Origin of the sequence: Haloferula sp. A504 (assembly GCF_044385805.1) — a bacterium.
Lineage (GTDB): Bacteria > Verrucomicrobiota > Verrucomicrobiia > Verrucomicrobiales > Akkermansiaceae > Haloferula.
The window spans coordinates 1-1,284 of the sequence record NZ_JBISBU010000149.1; the positions used below are offsets into that span (position 1 = coordinate 1).

At 54.4% G+C, this 1,284-nt stretch carries 2 protein-coding genes; both read left to right on the top strand.

The window, feature by feature from the left end; genetic code table 11:
• Nucleotides 1-435, top strand: a 435-nt coding sequence (locus ACG2LG_RS23865) for a hypothetical protein (protein ID WP_396263378.1), incomplete at its 5' end; no start/stop codon positions are given.
• A 157-nt stretch (nucleotides 436-592) separates the two neighbouring features.
• Complete coding sequence (locus tag ACG2LG_RS23870) at nucleotides 593-1,051, top strand: hypothetical protein (protein ID WP_396263379.1); 459 nt, start codon at nucleotides 593-595, stop codon at nucleotides 1,049-1,051.
• The last annotated feature ends 233 nt before the right edge of the window (nucleotides 1,052-1,284 follow it).

Sequence of the window (1,284 nt, forward strand, 5' to 3'; positions counted from 1 at the left end):
CTTGAACCAGACACGGCACCTCCCTTTCAACCCTCAAACCACCCCGAAGGCGCGTGGCTGGCTCCAGTCGCAGCCATAGGGTCTCGGCAGAAAATCCATATGGCGAAACCAAAAATAAGAGGTCGATACGTTTTTATTGGCGCTGGTATCCTCGCACTAAGCTTTGCAGCTTGGTTCTGGCTGACCACGTTTGTTTCGGAGGGCTACTGGAATTTTCCGGACACATGTCCAGTCCACCAAGTTGAGACTACCAGTGAATTTGTTGAGAACCGAGGAGTTGTCACGATCAGTCACGGATTTGACTGGATCACTGAGAAGAGAGAATTTTATCCTCTGGATACGTTCAACGATGGGTATGGTCACCCCAACAAACGATACCGACGAATCCTTCAGAAGTATTGTCCCGAATGTCGCCGTGCGAGGCATAACAGATGAACGAAAGAAATAACAATAGAGCAGGCACCGAATTCGACAACATTCAAAGAAGCCGAACAAGCCGGCGCATACAACCCCTGACCCGCCCTGAGTTCGATGATCACCGGTAGCATAACACTCAACCCGCGGTCGCAAGCGCGCCCCCGGTCAGGGGTGCATGGCCTTTGACGTTGTGCCAGAAATGAACCTTCCAGACTGCGTAGTTCCCTTGATCGATGCGGTATGGAAGGAGTGCCGTGATGCGGAGGTCCGATACGAGTCTAGCGGCGAGACGAAGAAGTTCGGAATCCCACCGAAGGAGCTTTGGATCATGCAGGCAACCGACGCCGACTGGAAGCGCGCCAAGTGTAAGGAGCCGTACAGCGGATTCTGGCAGTTCTCCGGTGGCGAGGCCGAAGAGGCTGGCCCGCTCGAGATTACTTGGCGCGATGAGAAGCCGAACGGTATGTACTGGAGGATTGGGCTCATCCAGTTCGTGCTTGATGTCCAGAATCAGCGGAGCGTTTACCACTACACCCTGGGGCCGCGATACGGGCGGGGCTACAAGGTGACCTTTGATGACTTGGAGCAGTTCAGAATGCTTCCGGATCGAGATCGGATGCTTTGGATCAGCTGAACCGGTAATCGAACAAGGCACAACAAGGCGGCGATGGCGACGCCTTACCGCGGCCTTGTTGAAAACCCGTTTTGGTGCTTTTCTACCGTCAACGAGGACACCGGAGCGCCGCCATTGGGGGCGTCGCGCCATGCCTCAGACGTTGCTATGGCTGCTTGTTTGGCAAGGGGCAAAGTGATGTTTTTTCCATAACTCGTGGGGAGTGATAGTTTAACTTCGGGGAAGGGCTTGTG